This is a genomic window from uncultured Marinobacter sp. (assembly GCF_947488835.1).
Classification (GTDB): Bacteria; Pseudomonadota; Gammaproteobacteria; order Pseudomonadales; family Oleiphilaceae; genus Marinobacter.
The window spans coordinates 228,796-248,135 of the sequence record NZ_CANLBK010000002.1 but is presented as its reverse complement, the minus strand read 5'-3'; the positions used below and the strand labels follow the sequence as shown (position 1 = coordinate 248,135).

The window sequence follows — 19,340 nt, the reverse complement described above, 5'->3', positions numbered from 1 at the left end:
TCAGAATCCGGGGTTTACTACTCGTTTTCGGCCCGGGCCTCTACGTGCGGGGTAAGATTATCATCGAAAACCACACGCAATAGAATGGGCTGACAGCATACCTGACAATCTTCAACATATTCCTGTTCCGCCACTGAAGGGTCGACGCTGATATCCAGCGCCTCCCAACAATAGGGGCACTGGACAAGAACCGAATCCAGAGCCGACATAAGCACTCCTCAGAACTTCTGTTTGGCCATCCACGGAATGATACGGTCAAACGCCGCATCAAGTTTCTCACACGTAGTAGAAAAGCTGATTCGAACGGCATTGGTACAGGCTTCGCCAAATGCATCTCCCGGCACCACACACACGCCGGTTTCTTTGAGCATTCGCAAGGCCAGATCTGACCCATCAACATGGGGTGGCAAGTCCGGGAAGACAAAGAATGCTCCTCCTGGCTTATACCCGGTCAGGTATGGGGTCTGATCAACCAGCTCCACTACCTTATCCCTGCGCTCCCGATAGATGGCCAGCATGTCCGTTACGCATTGCTGGTCACTCGTTAGTGCTGCCACACCCGCATATTGTGAGGGCGTATTGGCAACCGACGTGGTGAACATGTGGTAGCGCCGTAGGTATTTGATTGTGGCCTGGCTGGCAATGACCCAACCCACACGCAGCCCCGCCATACTGTAGGTTTTCGAGAAACTACTGATGCACATGATGTTGTCCAGATCCACAGAGCAACTGAGAACACTGGCAAAATCTTCATCATCAAAAATCATGTGGTCGTACACCTCATCGGCATACACCTGTATGCCCCGATAGGCGCACTCTTCCAGAATGGCTTCCACGGTACTGCGGGGATATACCGCCCCAGTAGGGTTATTCGGATTATTCAGTATCAAGGCAAACGTACGCGGCCCCATGGCTGCGATCACTTCGTCGGGATCAAGCTGATGATCGTTTTCCACACGGGTCGGTACAAACTTCACTTCCCCCCCGTTCATGCGGATGAGTGGCGCGTACAGCAAAAAAGAAGGGTCTGTAACGATAAATTGGCGGCCCGGTGCAGATGTCGCCGAGATAGCCAGATACATGGCCTCGGTTGCTCCGCTGGTCACCAGAATATTATCCCTGGTGAGTTTTCGGTTGTATCGCTTGCCGTAGTAATCCCTCAAGGCCACAAGCAGTTCAGGCAAACCGGCATCCATGGTGTAGCCAGTTTGTCCTGCATTGAGGGCGTCAATATAAGCATCAATAACATGCTTGGGTGTAGGGAGGTCAGGCTGGCCAATCGAAAGATGAATTACATCCTTCATAGTGGCTGCCATATTGACCATGCGCCGAATCCCCGGTACCGGAATCGCCTGCATCGCAGGGTTCCAACTGGCCTTCGCCTTCCGGTATTTCACTCTCCGCACTTTATCCTCGCCGGTATCTTTATTGGCGCCATTTGCCATAACAACCTCCTACAACGGGAACGGGAGGGCCAAAACAGACCCTCTTGCAGGTTAGTCAGGAAAATCCGGGCATACAAGGTAATGCAGGGACGGGCTTGATAGGTACAAGTACCCACCAGGATCAACGATGATCACTACCTTAGGTGCGAGCTGAGGTTGACCAGACGGCATCCGCCTACCAGACTGGCTTCAAGGGTTTTGTAGAGGAAAATGCTTGGCCCGTAAAACAACTCTCGATAATCAGCAATCGAAGCCCCGGAGGTTCAATGTCCCATCTCAGCAAGCCTGTTGTAACTGTCCTTACTGCTCCCGGAGAGCAGGAGCCACCGGGAATGGATGCGCTTCGGGCTCGCGCCGAAGTGCGTTTCGCCAGCGACGAGGCAACCTTGCGAAGTACCTTGCCGGGCACCGATGTGATGATGGTGACAGATTTCAGAACTGAGGCACTTGAGGCGGCTTGGGGCTGTGCGGATAAACTGAGGTGGATACATGCCACCAGCGCCGGGGTAGATGCCCTGATGTTCCCTGCCCTCACAAAAAGCAGTGTGATTGTCACCAACGCCAGAGGCATATTTGACCGCACCATCGCTGAATATGTGCTTTGCACCATCCTGATGTTTGCCAAGGATTTTCCCGGCTCAATCCGCCTGCAAATGAAACACCAGTGGAAGCACCGGGATACGGAAAGAGCGACAGGCAAGCAGGTTCTTGTCGTGGGCGCAGGCTCTATCGGTCGGCAGATTGGACGTCTTGTTGCCGCTGCTGGCATGAAGCCCCACGGCATTGCCAGAACAGCCCGCACGGAAGACCCGGATTTTGTGGCGGTTCATGGCAATGATGAGTTATATCACCAGCTGGAACTGGCAGATTACGTGGTGATTGCTGCACCGCTGACACCGCAGACAGAGGGTTTGTTTGACGAGAAGGCATTCAAGGCGATGAAAAACACTGCACGCCTGATTAACGTTGGCCGCGGCCCAATTGTCAAAACAGCCGATCTTATTGCTGCGCTGGAGAGTGGCGAAATTGCCGGTGCCGGGCTCGACGTATTCGAAGAAGAGCCGTTACCGGAAGACCACCCGCTTTGGGATATGGAAAACGTCATCATGACAGCACACATGGCCGGTGACTTTATCGGCTGGCACCGGGCACTTACCGATCAGTTTCTGGAGAATTTTGACCGCTGGCACGGTGGTGAGGAGCTGTTCAATCTGGTGGATAAGGAGTTGGGGTACGCTGGGAGCAAGTAGCCGAGTTCCCACAAATGTCGGACGGGAACACCTCCCCCCGTCCGGCCTCCTGACTTACTGAGCCTCAGCTACCAGACAACGACTGATCCGAAGGGTCTATCTCCATCTGCTGTATCGCGATTACCGCCTGGGTGCGATTGCGAACCCCAAGCTTGCGGAACACGGCAGTGATGTGCGCCTTGATCGTAGCCTCCGAAACTTCCAAATCATAAGCAATCTGCTTGTTCAGAAGGCCTTCCGCCAGCATGCCCAACACCCGGAATTGTTGCGGGGTCAGTGATGCCAGCTTTTCAGAAAAGTCGGTGGTGTCGGCGTGCATGCGCTCCAGCTTGTCTGCTACGCCTTCCGGCAGCCACACATCCCCCTCAAGCACAGCTCGAATAGCCTCGGTGATGGTGGGCAGTGGCGCCGACTTTGGAATAAAGCCAGACGCCCCATAGTCGATCGAGCGACGCATTACCTGCAATTGCTCCGACCCTGACACAACCACCACGGGTAGCCCGGGGTATTGTCCACGCATGAACACCAGCCCCGAGAAACCGTGGGCACCCGGCATATTCAGATCAAGCAGGACCAGATCTGCATCCGGGTGCGAATCTACCGACGCCTGGAGTGCCTTGATGCTATCAACTTCTACGGTTTCCGCATCAGGTACCGCCTGACTGACCGCCTGTTTCAGGGCGGCCCGAAACAGCGGATGATCATCAGCGACGATAATTGTTTGTGTCATTAAACCGATTCCTCACAGGTTTTCGGCCTGTTTTCAGACCTTATTTAAACTCACGATTGCTGATGAGATCATCCACTACGCTTGGATCTGCAAGTGTGGATGTGTCTCCCAACTGATCGTGCTCGTTAGCAGCAATTTTACGCAGAATCCGGCGCATAATTTTGCCTGACCGCGTTTTTGGCATGCCCTGTGCCCACTGGATGACATCCGGAGAGGCTATGGGGCCGATTTCCTTGCGAACCCATTGTACCAGCTCTTTTTTGAGCTCATCTGAAGGCTCTTCACCCTGCATCAGAGTAACGTAAACATAAAGCCCCTGGCCTTTTATGTCATGGGGGAAGCCAACAACCGCAGCTTCTGCCACCTTATCATGAGCCACAAGCGCGCTTTCTACCTCAGCAGTGCCCAAGCGGTGCCCGGAAATGTTAAGCACATCATCCACGCGCCCGGTAATCCAGTAATCTCCGCCTTCATCTCTGCGCGCGCCATCTTCGGAAAAGTACATCCCGGGGTAGGCGCTGAAATAGGTTCGGATAAAACGCTCATGATCACCGTAGATCGTGCGCATCTGCCCGGGCCAACTATCCAGAATAACGAGATTGCCATCCGCTTTGCCTTCCAGCAGATTCCCTTCATTGTCCATCAGGCCAGGCTTTACACCAAAGAAAGGCACAGTCGCGGAGCCCGGCTTTAAATCAACGGCGCCGGGCAGCGGTGCAATCAGAATGCCCCCGGTTTCTGTCTGCCACCAGGTATCCACAATCGGGCACTGGCTGTTGCCGATTACACGGTGGTACCACTCCCAGGCTTCCGGATTTATGGGTTCGCCCACGGAACCCAGCAACTTCAGGCTCTTGCGTGTTGTGCCTGCCATGCAGGCTTCGCCTTCAGCCATCAGCGCCCGAATAGCAGTTGGGGCGGTGTACAGAATGTTGACCTGATGCTTGTCAACAACCTGGCCCATACGAGAGCTATCCGGATAATTGGGAACACCTTCAAACAGTAGCGATGTAGCGCCGTTGCACAGAGGGCCATAAAGAATGTAACTATGGCCTGTTACCCAGCCAAAGTCTGCGGTACACCAGTAAACATCACCCTCTTTATAATCAAACACATACTCATGGGTCATGGAGGCATACACCAGATAACCGCCGGTAGTATGCAAAACGCCCTTGGGTGCACCAGTAGAACCTGATGTGTAGAGCATGAACAAAGGATCTTCAGCATTCATTGGCTCTGGCGGGCAGTCAGCGGATGCGGTTGCCATCAAATCTTCGTAGCGCACATCCCGACCTTCCTGGAAGGGCAAGTCTTTGTTTCCGGTGCGGCTGACAACCACAACCTTCTCAACGGCCACGCCTTCCCGGTCTTTCAGGGCGGCGTCCACGTTCTTTTTGAGTGGCACCTTACGGCCACCGCGAAGCCCTTCATCGGCGGTAACAACAAAGCGCGACTTACCGTTCACGATTCGGGCACCCAATGCTTCAGGCGAGAAGCCGCCAAAAACAACCGAATGGATAGCACCAATACGGGTACATGCCAGCATGGCCACGGCGGTTTCAACAATCATTGGCATATAAATCGTGACAACATCACCTTTTGTTACGCCAAGGCTTTTCAGTACGTTAGCAAACTTGCTGGTCTCTTCGTGCAACTCGCGATAACTGACATGACGGGATTCGGCTGGGTCGTCGCCTTCAAAAATAATGGCCGTCTGATCGCCGCGGGTTTCAAGATGTCGATCCAGGCAGTTTGCAGACGCATTCAACTCGCCATCTTCAAACCACTTGATGGAAACGTTTTTAGGATCGAATGTGGTGTTCTTAACTTTGGTGTAGGGCTTGATCCAGTCAATTCGCTTTCCATGCTCTCCCCAGAAAGCATCTGGATCTGTAATGGACTGACGATACATTTCGTCATACTGCTCCCGGTTTATCAAGGCCCGCTTGGCCACCTCCGGGCTTACCGGATAAAGGTTTTTATCAGTCATAGTGCTCCCCTTTGAACAGAGTTTGTTGTCATTGTAGATTTGGTCAATCCAGAGCGGTGGGGTATACAGACCCCGCGGATTCATAGCCGTAGTTCAACATGTGAACTACCACACAATGAATTAGACTAACGTCCTAACCTACTTGAACTTTTAGCCTGAAAGGTACAGTAACCTGCAAGAATTCAAGGGTAATTTCCAAACAGCATGAACTTCAAATTAAAGGCAGTTCTGCGTCTCCGAGAGATAAACCAGCCCGATTGAACGGGGCCAAGTGGAATCAGGCGGCTTTCTTTCGCCCACGGGAACTTCGCGGAAGTCGGGCTTTTTTCGCACTCAGGGCGTACCGGTTCAGGCCAGCCAAGTGAATCTTGCGCAAATACACCGCCCAGTCAATTTCGCGGGCATCCACAGGGAACAACGCCTTGTCTACCTCACCCATGCGCGCGGCCAGAGCCAGAAGGTCGTCATTGCGGAAGATATAATCCGGAGCGGTATAGAAACCAAAAATAGTAGCCAACGAGCGTGTGGTATCAAGGTTTTGCAAGGCTTTAAGCTCACGCCCCTGCCCCAGCAGGCCCTTCATGCGGCTGGCAAGGCTCAATGGAATGCGAGCACCACCCACTAACGCGTCAAACAGAGCACGGTTCACTGCAATGAAGGGTTTGACGGGTCGACGATAAAACAGGTTTTCGTAGGAAGCATAGTTGCTCTTAGCTTCCGCCATCAGGTGATCGATGAACTCACCGACTGACACCGGGTTGGAGCTGCCACTGCAGCACTGATAAATCCTGGCTTCCGGGCGCTCGCCCAATGCTTCCGCAACCGCAAGAATAATGGTGTTCGCGACCAGATCAACGGGAATAACATCAACGATACCGGAGCGTTTGCCGGGGAATAAAGTTACCTTTTCTCGCGCATAAGCAAGAATGATGGCATCTGCTACTTTTACGCCTTCAATCCAGCCCGGTGCCGGCTCTTCTAAAGCACTTTCAATTATGGACGGGCGCACAATGGTAAGGGCACGCCCCTCCAGCGCTTTCATCAGCAGTTGCTCGCCTAGCCATTTGGTAAAAGTGTAAGTGTCACTCCAGCCGTATCGGTTTGCCTCACGGATACCCAAGTCTACAAGTTTGCGCTCCAGCAATTTGCCGGTGTAGCGCGAGCGCACATCTGCAATGCTGTCATTAAGTACCCGGATCAGTTCTTCAATTTCGTAATAACCTGAGGAGCTGCGAGGGATATCCGCACCCGCAGGCTTGATCACTGATTCAGTAACCTGACCAGAATTCATTCCGTTCACATAACAGGTTGAAACCTGAATCACCGCAAGGGAGGGGTTCAGCTGTGCTAGTTCCGCAATATTTTGCAGACACAACGTATTGATAGATAGCGCCTTGTCCAACTCTTCCCGGAAGTTAACGCTGGCAGCGGAGTTAATAACAGCATCAACACTGCCCGCCAGCTTTTGAAACGCCTCAGGCTTCAGTCCAAAACCATGCTGAGTGACTTCCCCAGTGACACAGTGCAGGCGATCTTCCAGAAATGACTCAAACGCTTCGCTGTTCTCCTGGCGTAAACGATCAAATACAGAGGAGGTGGAAATTTCCTGGAGAAAGCGCCCACGGGCGTCAGGATGCTGTTTATTGCCCCGTATCAGCAGGTGTATACCGCCAATATCCGGCACCGTACGAATCAGCTTTTCCAGAATAACCTTGCCCAGAAAACCCGTGGTGCCGGTAATCAAGACCTGCTTGCCTCGCAGCTGTTCAAGTACCTTTGACGAAGACATTACCGCCTCCTTTATTATATTTGTGATGACGAACACTCCTTTTCCATGGATGCTTGAGGTACCCAATCCTTGCACAACATCTATGGCTGTACGGTGACAAACTGCAAGGTTATCACCAAAACTCACGCAACAGCGCCAGCACAAAACGCTACTCTACAAACTCCCCCGATGAAATGGCGAATTAACCGGCATGTTCATGCACCAAGGCGAACCTTCTTAAGCGCCACTGTCTTCCTCATCTACCAACGACCGCAGTAGCTGGCTCAGGGCAATACCGGAAGGCTGCTCTTTCAACACCCTGACCAGGTTTTCCTGATCACCAAAGCTGATGCGGTCGTAAAATGGTTCAGGAAGTACAGGTTGCGGCAAGCTCTTCACAACGTCACGGGTATCATCCGTAGCAGGGGGCGAGATTTCTTCCGCTAAATGCCTGAGGTGGGCTGCGAGATGATCACGCTGCTCTCGGTTCAGACTTTCCCAGGCAATAGCACCGAGCCCGGTTTGGATAATTTCAATGGCGTCGTTATCTGGCTTGCGCCCCAGCAACGCAAACAACTGCATAAAAACATCGTAGCGCAGCATGGCGCACTCATTTGCAGGCCCGAGCACTGCTTCCAGTTCGCTGATAGCCGTCAAACAACGCTCACGAGGGCTCGCCGAGGGGCTGGATGCCTCCATCTTCCGCTCGCGGGTCTGCTGGCGCTTCGAAACGGAATGCCAATAAGCCGCTATGCCGGCTTTTCGGGCAGGAAGTTGCGTGAGGCGCACCTCAAGCATATCCGCCAGTGTACCGAACTGCCGGCATGACGGATCTGACTGAGGCAAGAGTGCAACAGGCTTTTGATTCAGCACGGACTGGCGCAGAGTCTCATCGCGCCATATCCCTCCCATGTAATGCAGAGAGCACTTAAGGTGACGTCGTGCGGCGGAGTCGAGGCGCTGAAACACTGAGCGGGTTTGACTGGCACCTTGTGCCATATTGATCAATACACTGGGTGTTCGTTTATAGCCACGGCGCCTTAACACTTTGATCAGGGAAAAAGCATCCGTCAGCGAAGCTGGGTCCGGCGTTACCACAACGCATGCCAGCTCCGCCGCTGCAATCATGTGCAAACCGGTGGGCTGAAGACCGGCAGCCGTATCCGTTATTACGTAATCGTAGCGCCGCTCCAGCATTGAAAGCGCACGCAGGATACGAAAACTGTCCTCCGGTGCCATATCCATGCATTCCTGAACACCAGAAGCTCCAGGCAGGATGTGCAGGCCGTAATTCACCTCCAGAAGAATATCCTCCAAGCGGCATTCACCAGCAACCACATTGGCCAGTGTGCGCTCGGGGTAAAGGCCCAGCATGATGCTGACATTTGCAAGATCTGTGTCGCCGTCCAAAAGCAGTACGCGTTTATCGTGGCGCGCCAGCGTGAGCGCCAAATTCAGTGCCACGGATGTTTTTCCCACACCGCCCTTTCCGCCAGTGATGGCGATGGTTCTGGGTGAGTTCGCTTTGTGTACCAGGGAATGTTGAGCACTCATGGCGGGCGACCTTACATCCTTGCAAAAACAACAAACGGCGCTTTAGTCTGTAAAAATTGTACACACATCACGTTACGATGCATACGCCGATCAAAAAAAGAACAGTTGTTGTTTAATCTTCCTGTGTTTTTGACTAAGCTCCAGTGCACAATAAAAATGAACATAGTTTCACAGTCTGATTTTAGCGCGCTTACTTATAGGCAAGCCCATGAATACAGTTCCCGATCTTCAGCTCCCGAGCCTTCCGGAAGTCACTCTGCGCGCGCTTGAAGCTTGCCATCGGGATGATAACTACCGCGCAATCAGCGAAATCGTATCCTCAGACACGGCCTTGGTGGTTCGGATCCTGGCTCTGGCCAACTCCGCCCTGTATGGCCCCACACCCGGAATACGATCCATTGATCAGGCGTTAATGCGCCTTGGAACCCAGCGCTTCAAAACACTGATACTGACCGTCGCTTTGCGCCAGATACTCTTCGACCTGGGTGGTGGCGCCTGGCAGCAATTGCGGGATTTCTGGCGCCATGCCCTGACAACCGCACTTACAGCACGGGCATTGGCGACCCTGACCCGCTACCCGGAAGCCGATGAAGCCTTCATGCTCGGGATGCTCCACAACATCGGTGAGCTGATCGCAATCAAGACGCCTGATATCGAGGCGCGGCAAGAATTCATGAATCGACAGTCCGAGATCGCAGCAGATCTGGTTACCTCCTGGGGGCTAGGATCAATGGCAGCAGATGCCATGCGCTACCAACAGGCGTTGCCCTCAGAGTTGCGGGACGCAGGGCATCTCGTAAAGGTTATCGGCCTTGCCACCCGCCTCGCCTTGTCTGATTCTGCCGGTATTGCAGCAGCGGGCACCATGTTCGGCCTTAGCGAAGACTTGATCCGGGAGGTCAACCGGCGGATCAACCACGACGTTTCCCGAATGGCAGAATCTATGGGGATTCCGCTGATCAATAGTTACAGCGCCGAGCCAGGATCAGAACAGCTCCGCGAGACCGTATTGCAGCAAGCCATCGCGCAGCAAGCCCTTGGTTTTGCAGATTTAGCCGGCACCGGCGGCGCCATTCTTGCGGAAACTGTCAGTAGTCTTACGTTGATTACCGGGTTACCGGCACTGTGCTTTGGGCTTGAAGATGACAGCCTTGTTTTGCTGTCTGGTACTACCGGGGACACCCCCCGCCTGTCCGTAAGCGCACAGTCCGGCGGCAGCGCCCTGACTGAGGCCTTTTCATCGGGAAGACCCACCAGCCTGAGTGGACACGTGCCCAACGTGCTCGACAACCAGCTATTATCGCTACTCAGAACACCGTCGTTGACCGCTGTCCCAGTAATCACAGGTAATCGCTGCCCTGGCGTATTTGTAATGGGCACCGATGGCAAAATGCCCGACAGATCTGCAGATCTGGTCCGGCTTTTTATCCAACAGCTTTCAGCTGTTCTTCAGGACAAGATCCTTACCTTGGAGATCAGCACCGACAAAGCGGACCTCGATCGCCAGATTGCGCTGGAAAAGCTGCACAGACAGGTACATGAAATCAGTAACCCTCTGACCATCATTCGCCAGTACATTCACCAGCTCAAGAGCCGGCTTAGCGATCCAAAAATGCAGGAAGAGCTGGATGTGGTACGGGACGAACTGGACAGAGCATGTAATTTACTACTGCAACTCAACCACCCCAACGCTGGCAACATCAGCGACGGTACCGCCGACCTGAATGCTGAAATATCGAGCCTCGCCCGTGTACTGGAAGACAGTCTTTTCAGCAACGGCAACCTGAATTTGAACGTGCTACTGTGCAACACTCCAACATTAGTTGATGCCGGCCCGCCTACTACTCGCCAGATTCTGATCAATCTGGTCAGGAATGCCGCTGAGAGCATGTTCGAGACAGGCGGCACCGTTACAATCAAAACCTCGGCTCCAGTGTGGCAAGGGCACCGGAACTGGGTTGAGATGGTAGTGACCGACACAGGCACCGGCATTCCCGCGAGCTTACGGGAAACCCTGTTTACACCGGGAAAAACCACAAAAGGAAACGGCCACAGCGGTTTAGGCCTGAGCATTGTAAAACAGCTTGTTGATGACATGGAGGGCATCATTGCTTGTCACACGGGGCAGGAAGGCACCACCTTCCGACTATTGCTACCTGCGGCCAGCCACGAACACACCAAGACCGACTGATAAACGATAGCGGATGCAGAGCAATGACACCTGATCAGCCCAACAGGCATATCTCGCAAAATGCAGCGCGTATTTTAGTGGTTGATGATGAGCCACGTCTGGCAAGCGCTTTGGCTACACTGCTGCGCAGTTGCGGCTACAACGTTTCCGAGGCCCATGGCGGGAAACAGGCCTGTGAACTGGCCCATTCCCTTCGTTTTGATCTCGCCCTTCTCGATTTGCGCATGCCAGAGGTAGATGGCTTTGCGGTAATGAATCACCTCGACAGTCGGCAGCCCGAATGCGCAATTATCGTTATCAGCGGAGAGAGCTCGTTTGCAGCCGTTAGCCGCGCACTCAGGCGTGGCGCCCTGGACTACGTTCGTAAGCCATTTGATCCGGAAGAACTCATTGCCACAGTCAAAGCCGTGGTTGGCAAACAATCACTTCTCAAAGCCCATGAAGACATACAACTTCGGCTTGAGAAGTCTGAAGCCCTGCATCGCTACATCGTAAACAGCTCCCCTGATATCGTTTTTATGCTGGATGCCAAGGGGCACTTCTGTTTTATCAACAGCAAGATCGAAAGCCTGCTGGGCTACAAGCCGGCTGAGCTCTGTGGCAAGCACTTCCGGAACATTCTTGACGATCGCGATCTCGCGAGGGGCGTGTACGCACTCAATGCGCCGGACATCAGCGCAGACAACCCCCGCACCCTTGAGATACGCCTCAAAACACGGGGTAGCCGCCAAGCCACGCGGCATTTCGAGATAACCGCGTTTCCCATTTCATCCCAGGCATGGACACACAACAGCAGCACCCACGGCGGCGGAAGTGGTCAAAACGCCAGCTATTACGGCACAGCCCGCGATGTCACAGAGCGCAAAGAAGCCGAAGCCTTTATAAATTTCCAAGCCTACCATGACCTGCTCACGCGCCTGCCTAACCGTGCGTTGTTCAAAGATCGTCTGGAATTAGCCATCACCCACGCGCGCCGCGGCAAACAAAAGCTTGCGGTGATGTTTCTTGACCTGGATCGTTTCAAAATCATCAACGATACCCTTGGCCACGCTATGGGGGATCGACTGTTGCAAGCCGTAACTCAGCGACTGGAAGGCTGCCTGCGCAAGGGCGACACCTTGTCACGCTTCGGCGGCGACGAATTCACCCTGTTACTGCCGTCGGTTCATGGTCAGGAAGATGCTAGCCAGATCGCCAGAAAGCTCATCAAGACGCTCAAAGCACCGTTCCTGTTGGGCGAGCATGAAGTGTATGTGGGTGTCAGCATTGGTATCGCTATCTATCCCGAGGCAGGGTGCAACATGGATCAGCTAATCCAGAATGCTGACATTGCCATGTACCACGTTAAAGCCCGAGGCAAGGACAGCTATCGTTTTTACTCCGAGAGCATGAGCATCGACAGCACTCATCGCTTGCTGTTGGAGCGAGATCTGCGCATGGCATTTGATAAGAAAGAACTGCGGGTATTTTATCAACCCCAGGTTTGTGCCCGCACCGATCAAATTGTCGGGCTCGAAGCTTTGGTGCGCTGGCAGCACCCTGAACGCGGTCTGCTCTACCCCCGGGATTTTCTCAGCCTGGCCGAAGAAACCAAGCTCATTGGGCTGCTGAGCGAGCAGGTTCTTGATCAGGCCTGCCGGGATGTTGGCCAGTGGATCCGCGCCGGCCATAAAGACTTGCGCCTGGCCGTCAACCTGTCTCCTATTGAGGTGGAGCATCCCCGGTTTGTGGAAACCTTGATAGAACGGGTCAACGTCAACCAGTTTCCTCCTGAAAATCTGGAAATCGAAATTACCGAAAACGTGATCATGAATGACCTGGAGCAAATCAGTCACAAGCTCCGGGAGCTGGCAGATATCGGCGTGCGCATCGCAATCGATGACTTTGGCACCGGTTACTCATCACTGAACTACTTGCACAGACTGCCTATCCACACCCTGAAAGTTGATCAATCCTTCGTGAAAGCCATCCGCAGTGGCATCGACGATGCCTGTATCGTTAACGCGATTGTGGCCATGGCCCACGGGCTCAAGCTGGAAATTGTTGCAGAGGGCGTAGAGACGGAAAAACAGCTCGATTACCTACGTGCACTCGGCTGCCATCAGGTACAAGGATTCTTCTACGGCCCAGCACAACCCGCTGCAGAAATCAGCAAACTGCTGGCGCAGCCCGAAACCAAAATGGCTGTCGCCGTTTCACGCTGATCAGCGCCCCAAAATACTGTCTTACAATCCTAGCCCAAACCTTGAATCTGTTATCAAAGTGTTGCCTCAGGTTACTTTGTGTATCTCGAAATGGGGATTACGGCACATACTTTCTCTGCTCCGCTCAATAAACTTGAATCACAAAGACATTGGCCATCGAAACATCCTGGCAAGTCAGGATGGCAAAAAAACACAATAACGATGGCAGCATTCAAGCTAACAAGAACAGGCAGCAGTTATCATGCGTGACAAGTATCGCTACATCGGCCCCGTATACGACTTCCTCAGCAACCTTTACAGCGGAAAAAACATCCACCGCTGTAAAACCGCCATGCTGGACGTAGAAACAGTTAAGCCCGGCGACCGCATTCTGTTTGCTGGTGTTGGTCATGGCAGAGATGCCATACGTGCAGCGGAACTGGGCGCTGACGTAACCGTTGTTGACCTGTCAGAAACCATGCTTCGCAAGTTCGGAGAAGCCCAGGAAAGCGAAGCCCCCCACCTCAACATTCGCCGCATTCACAGCGACATCATGAAAGTGGATGAGTTAGGCCAATATGACATGGTTGTGGCCAACTTTTTCCTCAACGTATTCGACGAAACCATGATGGTAAAGGTCCTGGAGCACCTGATCCAACTAGGCAAGGAAGACGCCCACATTGTTGTTGGCGATTTCTGCTACCCAACCGGCAATGTGCTCTCACGTGCATTCAAAAAGCTGTATTGGTACATGGCCGTTTTTACCTTCTGGCTGTTTGCCAACAATGCGTTCCACAAAATTTACAACTACCCGGAGCACATGCGCAGCCTTGGCCTTGAAGTAACGGAGAAAAAGCATTTCAAACTGCTGAATATGGATTGTTACTGGTCAATTCTCGGCCGCAAGCAGGCATAACAGGTCATCTGCCAAATAATAAAAACCGAGGAGATTCACCATGTCAGATCAAATTCTCGCTCTCCACCAGGCCTCCGAGCTTGAAAGCAACGCTTTTACCTTCAGTGAGCGGGTGGGTTACCTGAAGAGGTTTGGCGGCCATTCCCAATCTTTCTCTACCCTGCAGCCGGGGATGCAATATTTTGACGTACCGGGCATGGGTTATGTGGCCTACATGCGCCAGTGGGGCACAACCATCGTTCTATCAGACCCCGTCTGCGCCCCGGAAAACTTCGGTGCGGTTCTGGAACTGTTCCAAAAACGCTTCCCTAACGCTTCCTATGTGCAGGTTTCCAAGCCGGTTGTGGATTTCTTGCACCAGCGCTTTGGTTTGTACGGCACACAGTTTGGCAGTGAATCCCGGATCGACCTGGGCAAGTGGTCTCTCAGCGGCAAGAAAAAGCAGATTCTGCGCACGGCACTGAATCAGGCTGAAAAAAGTGCCATTACGGTGCAGGAACGCTTCAGCGACGACCACACCCGCGAAATTTCGGAAGCCTGGATTCGTACACGCAAATGCAAAAGTAATGAAATCCGCTTTCTGATTCGCCCCATGGACATGGAATACCGCGAAAATGAACGCCGATTTTATGCGTACCAGGAGGGCAAAGCGGTCGGATTTATCTACTTTGATCCGATTTATCGCGACAACGAGATTATCAGCTACGTCCCTAATATTTCCCGTGCCAACGCCGATTTCAAACAGGGCATTTTCTATACCCTGATGGCACATGCAATGGAAGCATTTAAAGCCGAAGGCATTCCCTATCTGGACCTAGGGCTTATCCCGCTGTCCCTTGACTCAACCACGGAACATCAGGAAGGACGGCTTCTAAAACGCATTCTGCACGGCATCTATAACCGGGGTAATTTTATCTATAACTTCAAGGGACTGGAGTTCACCAAATCACGGTTTCGCGGCGACAACTTCAAGACCTACTGCTGCCACAAGCGGAGCATACCGGCGCTTGAGTTTATTGCCATGTTCAAACTGACCCAGGTGCTATGACTCTGAGGGCCAATTCCCGATAACCTCGGCAGGCTGCAGGCCCATGATTGCCATATAATTGGCCACACCGTCCGGAGCCTTACCGGTGAACAGGGCTGCCGCCACAGGCTCGCCTTTAACGTCACCGGGCGCCGCTGCAGTTAAAGGCTTTTCGGCTTGCGCCAGAAGCCAGGCAACTCGGCGGGCAATAGCCTCCCCGGAATCCACCCAAAACTTCACTTCCGGCAGGCTTAACCGAAGATTATCCAGCAACAATGGATAGTGAGTACACCCGAGAACAACGGTATCCACTCTAGCATTTCGCAGGCTAGCAACTGCGCTATCGAGTTCAGCCTGAGGCACCGCTACCCCTCTGGCCAAATCCTCAGCCCACTGAACCAACGCCGGGTGCCCAACACGCTCAACCTCGCAGTGAGAGGCAAACTCCCGCACCAACTCATCGAGGTAGCGCCGGCGCACCGTTGCAGGCGTGGCCAAAAGCCCAATCCGGTGATTCAGGGTTTGTTCTGCTGCCGGCTTCACCGCAGGTACAACACCCACTACGGGCACAGCTGTTATTGCCCGCAAGTGCGGCAAGACAACCGTGCTGGCCGTGTTGCAAGCCACTACAATCGCATCACAAGGGTATTGTTCAAGCGCCTTCGCAATGAGCGAGCAACAACGCTCAACGACGACAGATTCTGCTTGATTTCCGTAAGGAAAGGCTGCGTTATCAGCCAGATAGACAATAGAAGCATGCGGCAGTTTTTTATGGACGCAGGCTGCAACGCTTAACCCGCCAACGCCTGAATCAAAAACCAGAACCCGCGGTAAGCCACGCTCACTCAAAGCCGGATACTCCACCAGTAATCACTCTTTCCATATCCCGTATCAGTCGCCCGGAAATCGTAGTATCCGGTGGCACTGGCGGCCTGCTACCGGGCAAAAACCAACCTGCGTCGGCCAGCTCATCTTCCTGCAGAACCAGTTCGCCACCGGCATAATCAGCAAAAAATCCGGCCATCAACTGGTGTGGAAATGGCCATGGCTCAGACGCCTGGTATTGAATATTGGTGACATCCAGGCCGGTTTCTTCTTTTACTTCACGGACAACAGCAGCTTCGAGGCTCTCACCCGGCTCCACGAAACCCGCAATCAGGCTGTAAAAATGGCGTTTTACGCGAGAAGACTTGGCCAAAAGATAGTGATCCTCTTTGCGAATCACCACAATCACACAGGGTGCAAGCCGCGGGTACCACGGAATACCGCAGCTATCGCACCACTTTGCCCGCTCCCGCCGATGAAACCCCGTGCTACCACCACAACGGCCACAATATTGATGATCCTGAAACCACTGCCAAACCTGAAAGCCGGTGCTGAGCATGGCTGCAGGTACATCACTGATCATCATTAAGGCGTCGCGAAGGGAAACAACATCACCGGCGGCACCCATGGATTCCGGCACCTCAGTCACGAAAACCGGGCGACCATCAACACTTCCCAAAGAGACAAAGCGAGCATTACCTGCCTGCGCAGGCAGCCGTTCCAGCGGCTGCAACCATCCATCATCCGGCTTGAGTACACCAGATCCAGACAGTGCCAACACAAGGTCTCCCCGCTCGGGCTGCCTGGTTGTCCATCCGGGGCTCCACTGAATTGTTGACGTCGCCATCTCGCATCGCACCTTATAGTGTTAAACGGGCCAAACAGGAATGTATCACACAGAAGAGAGCTTCAAGAATGAAGCATTGGCTTTCCGGCTCTCACTCAACCAAGTAAACTTGGCGGCTGTTTTTCATCGGAGCGACATTTTATGCGTCTTTACCAGGGTATTCGAAGCCTGATCCTGACACTTTTCCGGAAAATCCTGTTTTTATGGGTTCGGACAGATGTCAGCGGGAACAGCGCTGAAGCACTGGGGTTGTCGCCTGAAAAGCCTGTATGCTATGTGCTGCAATACAGCTCGTTATCCAGTCGCCTTGTGCTTGAGCAGGAAGTGATACGAGCAAAACTGCCCGGCGCAACCACCTCGCTTCCGGTTAAAAATGGCCCCTCGCACTCATTCTTTTTTCTCTACCGCCGAGCGGGCGGAGCATTCCGAAAACGCCAGGCGCCCGTCCCAACCCCTGATTTCCAGGCGTTGGTGCGCTACGGCCTGGAAAACCCGGAGAAGGATGTCCAGATTGTTCCTGTATCCCTGTTCTGGGGGCGCTCTCCGGACAAAGAAAAATCCTTGGTAAAACTGCTTTTATCAGACACCTGGTCTGTTGCTGGCCGCCTGCAGAAATTCCTGATTATTCTGGTGCACGGCCGCAACACCTATGTGCAATTCAATAAGCCCTTCCCCCTGAAGCAGATTGTTGAAGAGTACCGCCACAGCGAAGAGCGCGCCAACCGTAAGCTTGCCCGTATTCTGCGAACTCACTTCCGCAAGGTTCGACAAGCAGTGCTGGGCCCGGATTTATCGCACCGGAGAACGCTTGTAGAGGGCCTGGTAAGAACTCAGGCCGTTAAAGAGGCTATCCGGGAAACCGCAGCCAAAGAAGACATAGCGCCAGAAAAGGTGCGTGCCCGCGCCTACAAATACGCCGATGAAATTGCCGCCAGCATGTCCATCGTCACCATCCGTATTTTTGAGGTGCTACTTGCCTGGCTCTGGAACCGTATCTACAAAGGCATTGCCGTTAACAACATTCGCGTGGCCAAGGAGACGGCTCAGAACAACACGGTGATATACGTGCCCTGCCACCGCTCCCATATCGACTACCTGTTGCTGTCTTACGTGCTCTACAAAAACGGCCTGATGCCCCCGCACATCGCAGCAGGCATCAACCTGAACATGCCGATATTGGGGCCCATCCTGCGCAGGGGCGGGGCCTTCTTCATGCGCAGAAGCTTTCGGGACAACCCGCTTTACAGCACCGTTTTCAACGAATACATGCACGTAATGTTCACCCGTGGCTATTCAGTTGAATATTTTGTAGAAGGCGGTCGCAGCCGCACCGGCCGTATGCTGCAACCCCGCCCGGGCATGCTCGCCATGACAGTGCGCAGCTTTCTGCGCGATCACCGCAAGCCGATTGTTTTTGTTCCTGTGTACATCGGGTATGAAAAGGTTATGGAAGGGCGATCTTACCTGGGCGAACTCCGGGGTAAGAAAAAGCAGAAAGAAAGCGTGTTCGGGCTGGCAAAATCCGCCCGCAACCTTGGCAGCTCCTTCGGCAAAGTTGCACTCAACTTTGGCGAGGCCATACATTTGTCTGAAGTGCTGGACGATGTCCGCGACAGCTGGCGCGATGAGGCTTACAGCTCAGAGTATCGTCCTGCCTGGCTCAACGAGGCGGTTGGCGAGCTATCACAGCGCGTTGCCTCCAACATTAACGCTTCGGTAGCAGTAAACCCCATTGGCATGATCGCAACCGTATTGCTTGGCGCTGAAAGGCTGGCCATGGATGAGGGCCAGCTTATTCGCCTGGCAGATCAGTACGCACACCTGCTCAAAACCTTCCCCTACGCCGATACCGTAACCTTGCCTGAGGGCTCAGGCAAAGACTGGGTTACCTACTGCGAATCCATGGGGCTGATCTCACGCCAACCACAGAAGCTGGGTGACATCATTGGGCTGGAAGGCAGCAATGCCATACTGATGACCTACTATCGCAACAACATTCAGCACCTGTTTGCACTGCCCGCCCTGGTGGCTAGCCTGTTCGAGAACAAGAGCTCACTTGCGCGGGAAAGAATCGTCCATCTTGCCAGCGTTGCCTACCCATACATTCAGTCTGAACTGTTCCTGAAGTACCAGCCTGAAGAGGCGGAAGCGGTGATTAACCAGTGGATTGACGTTCTGGTAGAACAGGGCCTACTGGTTGCCCAGGATGACGACAGAATCGCGCGCCCTGAAGAAGGCACTGAAGCCATGCTGCGCCTCAGAATACTGTCCCGATTCATCATTCAGACGGTAGAGCGGTACCATATCGCGCTGGGCATACTGCGCAAAAATGGCTCGGGGACGATCACCGCAGCAGAACTGGAAGAACAGTGCACCTTGCTCGCAGAGCGGATGTCTATATTGTTCGGCCTGAACGCACCAGAGTTTTTCGACAAAAGCCTGTTCCGGAATTTCATCGCTAACATGCAGAGCAATGACGTTTTAACCACCGACGAAAACGGACTTCTCTGCTACGGCGAAGGCCTGGATGAAGTGGCAGATGATGCCCGACTGGTGCTGAGCGTGGAGAAACGACAGGCTATTCAGCAAGTTACTATGTTGGGCGTGTGACGTG

14 protein-coding genes are annotated in these 19,340 nt (G+C 53.4%); 6 read left to right on the top strand and 8 right to left on the bottom strand.

The window, feature by feature from the left end:
- Positions 1–17 precede the first annotated feature (17 nt).
- Together Q0824_RS10115 and Q0824_RS10110 are read right to left on the bottom strand one after the other, a co-directional pair.
- Complete coding sequence (locus Q0824_RS10115) at positions 18–209, bottom strand: CPXCG motif-containing cysteine-rich protein (protein ID WP_298450007.1); 192 nt, start codon at positions 207–209, stop codon at positions 18–20.
- A 9-nt stretch (positions 210–218) separates the two neighbouring features.
- Entirely contained in the window at positions 219–1,445 is a 1,227-nt protein-coding gene (locus Q0824_RS10110) for a pyridoxal phosphate-dependent aminotransferase (RefSeq protein ID WP_298450005.1), read from the bottom strand.
- A 266-nt stretch (positions 1,446–1,711) separates the two neighbouring features.
- Here Q0824_RS10110 and Q0824_RS10105 point away from each other — a divergent pair, with 266 nt between their 5' ends.
- Positions 1,712–2,695 (top strand): D-2-hydroxyacid dehydrogenase, encoded by a 984-nt coding sequence (locus tag Q0824_RS10105; protein ID WP_298450003.1) that lies wholly within the window; start codon positions 1,712–1,714, stop codon positions 2,693–2,695.
- Positions 2,696–2,759: 64 nt separating this feature from the next.
- On the opposite strand, the gene Q0824_RS10100 is transcribed toward Q0824_RS10105, so the two are convergent.
- The 4 genes from Q0824_RS10100 to Q0824_RS10085 form a co-directional block, all read right to left on the bottom strand.
- Entirely contained in the window at positions 2,760–3,425 is a 666-nt protein-coding gene (locus Q0824_RS10100) for a response regulator transcription factor (protein WP_100639981.1), read from the bottom strand.
- A 40-nt stretch (positions 3,426–3,465) separates the two neighbouring features.
- Positions 3,466–5,415 (bottom strand): acetate--CoA ligase, encoded by a 1,950-nt coding sequence (gene acs, locus Q0824_RS10095; RefSeq protein ID WP_298450001.1) that lies wholly within the window; start codon positions 5,413–5,415, stop codon positions 3,466–3,468.
- A 277-nt stretch (positions 5,416–5,692) separates the two neighbouring features.
- Positions 5,693–7,204, bottom strand: coding sequence for a fatty acyl-CoA reductase (locus Q0824_RS10090; RefSeq protein ID WP_298449999.1), 1,512 nt, complete (start codon positions 7,202–7,204; stop codon positions 5,693–5,695).
- A gap of 216 nt (positions 7,205–7,420) precedes the next feature.
- On the bottom strand, positions 7,421–8,737 hold the full coding sequence (locus tag Q0824_RS10085) for an AAA family ATPase (RefSeq protein ID WP_298449997.1): 1,317 nt from the start codon (positions 8,735–8,737) through the stop codon (positions 7,421–7,423).
- Positions 8,738–8,945: 208 nt separating this feature from the next.
- Between Q0824_RS10085 and Q0824_RS10080 the strand changes: the two genes are divergently transcribed.
- The 4 genes from Q0824_RS10080 to Q0824_RS10065 all read left to right on the top strand — a co-directional run bounded on the left by Q0824_RS10080 (position 8,946) and on the right by Q0824_RS10065 (position 15,075).
- Positions 8,946–10,928: an HDOD domain-containing protein gene (locus Q0824_RS10080; protein ID WP_298449995.1), complete on the top strand. Its 1,983-nt coding sequence runs from the start codon at positions 8,946–8,948 to the stop codon at positions 10,926–10,928.
- Positions 10,929–10,951: 23 nt separating this feature from the next.
- Positions 10,952–13,132 (top strand): EAL domain-containing protein, encoded by a 2,181-nt coding sequence (locus Q0824_RS10075; RefSeq protein WP_298449993.1) that lies wholly within the window; start codon positions 10,952–10,954, stop codon positions 13,130–13,132.
- A gap of 241 nt (positions 13,133–13,373) precedes the next feature.
- Positions 13,374–14,027, top strand: a complete 654-nt coding sequence (locus Q0824_RS10070; protein WP_298449991.1) for a class I SAM-dependent methyltransferase — start codon at positions 13,374–13,376, stop codon at positions 14,025–14,027.
- Between the two features lie 40 nt (positions 14,028–14,067).
- On the top strand, positions 14,068–15,075 hold the full coding sequence (locus tag Q0824_RS10065; protein ID WP_298449989.1) for a DUF2156 domain-containing protein: 1,008 nt from the start codon (positions 14,068–14,070) through the stop codon (positions 15,073–15,075).
- Here Q0824_RS10065 and murI read toward each other — a convergent pair.
- Together murI and nudC are read right to left on the bottom strand one after the other, a co-directional pair.
- Positions 15,070–15,903 (bottom strand): glutamate racemase, encoded by an 834-nt coding sequence (gene murI / locus Q0824_RS10060; protein ID WP_298449987.1) that lies wholly within the window; start codon positions 15,901–15,903, stop codon positions 15,070–15,072. The two genes, Q0824_RS10065 and murI, sit on opposite strands and share 6 nt — an antisense overlap.
- A complete protein-coding gene (gene nudC / locus Q0824_RS10055; RefSeq protein WP_298449985.1) occupies positions 15,896–16,726 on the bottom strand; it encodes an NAD(+) diphosphatase in 831 nt (276 codons plus the stop codon). The genes murI and nudC overlap by 8 nt, the downstream gene beginning before the upstream one ends.
- A gap of 141 nt (positions 16,727–16,867) precedes the next feature.
- On the opposite strand from nudC, the gene plsB reads away from it, so the two are divergent.
- Positions 16,868–19,336: a glycerol-3-phosphate 1-O-acyltransferase PlsB gene (plsB, locus tag Q0824_RS10050; RefSeq protein WP_298449983.1), complete on the top strand. Its 2,469-nt coding sequence runs from the start codon at positions 16,868–16,870 to the stop codon at positions 19,334–19,336.
- Positions 19,337–19,340 lie beyond the last annotated feature (4 nt).